Genomic DNA, 6,015 nt, shown 5'->3' with positions numbered 1-6,015 from the left:
TCAACGGGCGGCCCCTGGCCACGGCGCACGGCCACGGCGACTGGGTCCGCGCGCTCGACGTGCCCTGAAGGCCGGGTCGGGCTGGGGTCGGGCTCGCTCAGCCGAACGGCCATTCGCGGCGCATCGGCCCGTCCGCGCCGGGCTCGATGAGGTACTCGGTTCCGAAGGCCACGGTGTAGATGTCCGGCGGGAAGGCCAGCATCATGCCGATGTCGCTGGTCTGACTGGCGTGACACTCCATCGCGCGACGCTTGAGTTGCACGACGTCCGCGGGTAGGTCGATCGCCCACGCGATCTCCGACTGCGGGACCCCGACCGGCAGCCCGTCGTCCCCGGTGAGGATCATCCGGCGCAGTTCCTCCACGTCCATGCCGCCGGACGCGAACGCCGCCAGGAACTCCGCCGCCTCGGGGCTGTCGAGCATCTCGAGCTGGGCGTCCTGATTGGTCGTGGCCTCCAACAACCGCGGGCGACGGGCCGCCGACTCCACCGCGCGGCGGGCGATGCGGTGGACGGCCAGGTGATCCGGGTGCCCGTAGTTCCCGTGGTGGTCGTACCCCACCAGGACGTCGGCGTCCTCTCTGTCGAGGATCCGGGCGAGCCGCCCGGCCGCCTCGTCGGTGTCGGCGCTGTGCAGGCACAGCGGATCGTCGTTCTGGGCCCAGCCGGTCATCCCCGAGTCCCGGTACCCCAGCCAGTCGATCCGGGCGACACCCAGTACCGCTGCCGCGGCCCGGGCCTCACCGCGCCGATGGTCGACCAGGTCGCCGTCGGGCCCGAGGTGGTCGGGTCGCTGGCCGTGGTCGCCGTCGGTGGCGAAGACCGTGACGACGCGGTGACCACCGCGCGAGGCGAGGGCCATCATCCCGGCGGTCTGCGAGGTCTCGTCGTCGGGGTGGGCGTGGAGGAACACGATCGTGGACACCCGACCAGTGTGCCCTCCCGCCCGGCCGGGTGTGCGACCGGAACGGACCGAACCCGACGCGCGACCCCCCACGCACGACTCCCCGGTCGACACCGCTCCGGGTGGAGCGGGTTCGGCCGGGGAGGGCGCGGGTGGTGCGTGTGGGGCCTACTTCTCGCGCACGACCGATCCGTCGTCCTGCAGGCGCAGGAGCGGGTAGATGCCGTTCTCGTCGTGGTTCTCGTCGCCGACGACCGGGGGGTTGAAGACGCAGAGCATCTGCATCTCCTCCTCCACGATGACCTGGTGCTTCTCGTGACCGTCGAGCAGGTACATCGAACCCGCCTCGAGCGGGTACTCCTTGTCGTTCGTGAGGTCCCGCAACGTGCCCTTGCCCCGGGTCAACCAGACGGCCTCGATGTGGTTGGCGTAGTGGAAGTCGTTGGTCGTTCCGGCGGCGATGGTGGTCTCGTGGAACGAGAACCCCACCCGGTCGTCGGCCAGGACGATGCGCTTGGACTCCCAGTTGCCGTTGTTGCCCTTGATGTGGCGGTCGGTGTCGGTGATCTCTGCGGTGGTGCGAACGATCATGTGGTGCCTCCTCGGGGAAGGTGTGGTGGTCCGGGCGGGCTCAGAGGTACTGCTGGGCGAGGACGTGGTCGACGGCCTCGTAGCAGATCTCGATTCCGCGGTCGCGCTCCTCGTCGGTCAGGATGAGCGGGGCGAGGAACTTGACGACCTCGTCGCTCGGGCCGGCGGTCTCGACCAGCATCTTGTTGTCGAAGCAGCGGGCCATGACCTCTGCGGCCAGCTCCGGCTTCTCCAGGAAGGCGATACCGAAGGCCATGCCGCGGCCGCGGAGCTCGAGCTTGCCCTCGTACTTGTAGACCAGCGGGGAGAAGCGCTCGCGGAGGATCCGGCCGTTCTCGAGCGTGCGGTTCTGCAGCTTGTCGTCCGACCAGTACTTCCGCAGCGCCACCTCGGCGGTGACGAACGCCATGTTGTTGCCGCGGAACGTGCCGTTGTGCTCGCCCGGGGTCCACTCGTCGAGCTCGCGGTTGAACAGGGTGATCGCCAGCGGCAGGCCGTAGCCGCCGATCGACTTGGACAGGGTGACGATGTCCGGCTTGATGCCGGCGAACTCGAACGAGAAGAACTCGCCGGTGCGGCCGCAGCCCATCTGGACGTCGTCGACGATGAGCAGGATCTCGTGGCGCTTGCACAGCTCGTCGAGGGCCCTCAGCCACTCGGCGCGTGCCGCGTTGATACCGCCCTCGCCCTGGACGCACTCGACGATCACGGCCGCCGGGCGGTTCATGCCCGAACCGGAGTCGACCAGTACGCGCTCCATCCACTGGAAGTCCTCGGTCACGCCGCCGAAGTAGTTGTCGTACGGCATCGGCGTGGCGTGGACCAACGGGATCCCGGCACCGGCGCGCTTCATGGAGTTACCCGTGACAGACAGCGACCCGAGGGTCATGCCGTGGAACGAGTTGGTGAAGTTGATGATGGCCTCGCGGCCGGTGACCTTGCGGGCCAGCTTGAGCGCCGACTCGACGGCGTTCGTCCCGGTCGGCCCGGGGAACATCACCTTGTAGTCCAACCCCCGCGGCTCGAGGATCGTCGAGGTGAAGGTCTCGAGGAAGGCGCGCTTGGCGACGGTGTACTTGTCGAGCGAGTGGGTGACGCCGTCGCGCTGGATGTACTCGAGCAGCGCGCTCTTCATGTCGTCGTCGTTGTGGCCGTAGTTCAGTGCGCCGGCGCCACCGAAGAAGTCCAGGTAGTCGTCCCCGTCGACGGTCGTGAGCTTCGCACCCTTCGCGGTGTCGAACACCACCGGCCAGTTGCGGGAATAGCTGCGGACCTCGGATTCGCGGTCGGAGAAGATCGAGGTGTCCAGATTGGCGTCGTGCGTGGCTTCGGTCATGGTGGTGATCACTCCATCAACAATGGTGTCGGGCGGCGGCGGCGGACGGATGCGTCCGGGCGCCCTGTTAGGAAATCGTGTAGAGATCTTCGGGTTCGTGCCCGTCACCGAGCAGTTTGGCGCCGAGGTAGTCCTCGCTGGACAACGTCATGCCCCGATCGCGCGCGACGGCGCCGAAAGTGCGCTGGGACGCCTCGTTGTCCGGGCTGATGGTGGTGCGCAGGCGGACCACGCCGCGCTCGGCGAGCCGGTCCATGAGGTTGTGGAGCAACCGTGCGGCCAGACCCTTACCGCGCTGGTCCGCGTCGACGCCCACCTGCCAGACGAAGATCGTGTCCGGCTCCGAGGGGCGCAGGAATCCGGTGACGAAGCCGACCACGCGGCCCTCGACCTCGACGACCACCGAACTCTCGGAGAACTCCGCTCCCCACAGCACGTAGGCATAGGAGGAGTTCAGGTCGAGTACTCCGCTGTCGCGGGCGATCTCCCACATGCGATTTCCGTCTGCCGCGGTGGGCGGGCGGAAAACCGCGTCGGACGAATCAGGGTTACGGGGTGCTTCTCGTTCTCCTGGGTTCATAGGTAATTACCACCGTAATGACGTGGACCGGTTGCCGCATCTACCTTCGCCGGATCGTTACCCGATTGCCGGGCGAGTCCGCAGGTGACCGCCGTGCAGTGACGTCCGTCACCCGGTGCGGCCCCGTCCGTGGTCGCGATGGTCTTCCTTACCGGGCCGGAGCCTGGGAGAATATTTTCATGGACCACAACCCGATCACCGAATTCGACGAGGGCCGCTCACTCGAGTTGCTGGCGACCGAGTCGCTCGGCCGTCTGATCACCGTCTCGGGCGGGCGGGCCGACATCTTCCCCGTCAACTACGCGCTGTCGACGGAGGGCAGGATCTTCTTCCGCACGGCGGAGGGCAGCAAGCTCGCCGGCCTCACCGTTCACCCCGACGTGGTCTTCCAGGTCGACCACATCCAGGACGAGGAGGCGTGGTCGGTGGTCGTCCGGGGCGAAGCCCGACGGCTCGACAGCTTCGCTGAGATCAACCGCGCCGAGGAACTCGACCTCAAGCCGTGGATCCCCACGCTCAAGTACAACTTCGTGGAGATCACACCGGAGCAGATCTCGGGCCGCGGCTTCACCTTCGGCGAGGAGCCGGAACGCTACACCGGTTAGCCGTGAGGTCCGGGGGGGGGCGGTCAGTCGGCGTGACCTGTCCCCTGTTCGGACAGCTCGGCCCACAGCCGTCTCACGCGGGCGTCGATGTCGTCGCGGATCAGTGCCATCCGCTCCGCACCCTCGATTCCCCGCTCGCTCGGTTCATCGGTCTCCCAGACGTCGATGGCCGAGCGCATCCCGTCGACGGGCTCGAGCCGTGCGGCCGTCCCGAGTACGACGACGCGGTCCGCGCGGCGCATGATGTCGTGATCCACCGCCGCCGCGGTGCCGCCCGACATGTCGGCGCCGAGCTCGGCGAGCGCGACCACGGCCTCTGCGTTGGGGGACTGCCCCAGCGCGGGTCGCGTACCGGCCGAGTGGACCTCCACCGCGTCCCCCGCCGCGTGACGCAGTAGCGCCTCCGCCATCTGGGACTTGCCACGATTGGACTTGCACACGAACAGGACCGTGGGGCGCGCCGGAGCGTGGTGCGTCATCGAGCACCATCCTCAGGCGAGCGGCCGGAGGCCGACATGTCCTGGTGAATCGCGTTCGGGACCGTCGGGTCACCCTTGAACAGACGCTTGCCCGCCCACAGGCTCACGTACACGAGCGCGATGAGCACGGGCACCTCGATGAGCGGCCCGACCACCCCTGCCAACGCCTGGCCGGACGCCACTCCCCAGGTGCCGATGCTCACGGCGATCGCGAGTTCGAAGTTGTTGCCCGCGGCGGTGAAGGCGACCGCGGTGGACTTGGCGTAGTTCAGGCCTGAAGCACGGGCGGCGAGCAGGCTCCCGCCGAACATGAGGATGAAGTAGGCCAGCAGGGGCAGCGCGATCCGCGCCACGTCGAGAGGCCGTCCGATGATGGTGTCGCCCTGGAACGCGAAGAGCACGACGATGGTGAACAGCAGGCCGTACAGCGCCCACGGACCGATCTTGGGCAGGAAGGACTCCTCGTACCACTGCCGCCCCTTGGCCTTCTCGCCGAAGTGCCGGGTGAGGAACCCGGCCAGCAGCGGGATACCGAGGAACACGAGGACACTCAGCGCGATCGCCCATACCGAGAACCCGGCGGTGGTGGTCTCCAGCCCCAGCCAGCCCGGGAGGACCTGGAGGTAGAACCATCCCAGGCCCGCGAACGCGATCACCTGGAACACCGAGTTGATCGCGACGAGCACCGCCGCAGCCTCCCGGTCGCCGCATGCGAGGTCGTTCCAGATGAACACCATCGCGATGCAGCGGGCCAGGCCGACCACGATCAGGCCGGTACGGTACTCGGGGAGGTCCGGCAGCATCAGCCAGGCCAGCGTGAACATCAGCGCGGGACCGACCAGCCAGTTCAGTGCGAGGGACAGCAGGAGAAGCCTGCGGTCCCCGGTGACGCGACGCGTCTCGTCGTAGCGGACCTTGGCCAGGACGGGGTACATCATCACCAGCAGACCGACCGCGATGGGGACCGAGACTCCTCCGACCTCGACCGCCTCCAGCGCCTCGGCGATACCGGGCACCAGACGCCCGAGCAGGAGCCCGAGAGCCATGGCCGCGAGGATCCACACGGCCAGGTAGCGGTCGAGGAAGGACATCCGCGCGGCGACCGGGGCGTCGGGATCGGCGGGGGAAGGGGGGCCGGCGGTCGCCGATACCTGGGTGCTCATGCGCCCAACCCTAGGCAATCCATCGATGTCGGTCAATGTATGACGCACGCCACCGGGTTGTGCGAGCTCAGAACGGTGGCGGGTGGAGGATCTCGTCGAGGAGCTGGTGAACCTGCTCCTCGGCACGGCTGACCACCGGTTTGTTGCGATCCCACCAGCGACCGATGGGAGGCCTGGTGCCATCAGGACTCGCGCGATCGGGGCCGGAGCGGTCGGCCCGGGCGCGTTCTGCGCGGTGGCGGGCGGCACGGCGGGCCCAGTAGGTGGGCTCGGACAGCAGGTCGCCGTCCGCGGTGTCCGGCTCGGGGTTGCGGGCCTGCTGGACGTCCCAGGCGTCCTGTTCGGCTCGGGCCTGTT

7 protein-coding genes and 1 pseudogene are annotated in these 6,015 nt (G+C 68.3%); 1 reads left to right on the top strand and 7 read right to left on the bottom strand.

Annotated features, from left to right (window positions below):
- Window positions 1-97 precede the first annotated feature (97 nt).
- The 4 genes from G6020_RS06910 to ectA form a co-directional block, all read right to left on the bottom strand.
- A complete protein-coding gene (locus G6020_RS06910) occupies window positions 98-925 on the bottom strand; it encodes a PIG-L family deacetylase (RefSeq protein ID WP_182610114.1) in 828 nt (275 codons plus the stop codon).
- 147 nt (window positions 926-1,072) lie between these two features.
- Window positions 1,073-1,495, bottom strand: coding sequence for an ectoine synthase (locus G6020_RS06905; RefSeq protein ID WP_179523620.1), 423 nt, complete (start codon window positions 1,493-1,495; stop codon window positions 1,073-1,075).
- A gap of 40 nt (window positions 1,496-1,535) precedes the next feature.
- Window positions 1,536-2,831 (bottom strand): diaminobutyrate--2-oxoglutarate transaminase, encoded by a 1,296-nt coding sequence (gene ectB, locus G6020_RS06900; protein WP_182610113.1) that lies wholly within the window; start codon window positions 2,829-2,831, stop codon window positions 1,536-1,538.
- 67 nt (window positions 2,832-2,898) lie between these two features.
- A complete protein-coding gene (gene ectA, locus G6020_RS06895) occupies window positions 2,899-3,411 on the bottom strand; it encodes a diaminobutyrate acetyltransferase (protein ID WP_182610112.1) in 513 nt (170 codons plus the stop codon).
- Between the two features lie 179 nt (window positions 3,412-3,590).
- Between ectA and G6020_RS06890 the strand changes: the two genes are divergently transcribed.
- A complete protein-coding gene (locus tag G6020_RS06890; RefSeq protein WP_179523623.1) occupies window positions 3,591-4,016 on the top strand; it encodes a pyridoxamine 5'-phosphate oxidase family protein in 426 nt (141 codons plus the stop codon).
- Between the two features lie 23 nt (window positions 4,017-4,039).
- Here G6020_RS06890 and G6020_RS06885 read toward each other — a convergent pair whose 3' ends face one another.
- The 3 genes and pseudogenes from G6020_RS06885 to G6020_RS06875 all read right to left on the bottom strand — a co-directional run.
- Complete coding sequence (locus tag G6020_RS06885; protein ID WP_182610111.1) at window positions 4,040-4,495, bottom strand: low molecular weight phosphatase family protein; 456 nt, start codon at window positions 4,493-4,495, stop codon at window positions 4,040-4,042.
- Entirely contained in the window at window positions 4,492-5,586 is a 1,095-nt protein-coding gene (arsB, locus tag G6020_RS06880) for an ACR3 family arsenite efflux transporter (protein WP_241731326.1), read from the bottom strand. Before arsB ends, G6020_RS06885 begins: the two co-directional genes overlap by 4 nt.
- 139 nt (window positions 5,587-5,725) lie before the next feature.
- Window positions 5,726-6,015: pseudogene (locus G6020_RS06875) on the bottom strand (HNH endonuclease); the annotation flags it as partial.

It is taken from the genome of Dietzia sp. B19 (assembly GCF_014145155.1).
GTDB lineage: Bacteria > Actinomycetota > Actinomycetes > Mycobacteriales > Mycobacteriaceae > Dietzia > Dietzia natronolimnaea.
This window is presented reverse-complemented; position numbering and strand designations above follow the sequence as displayed.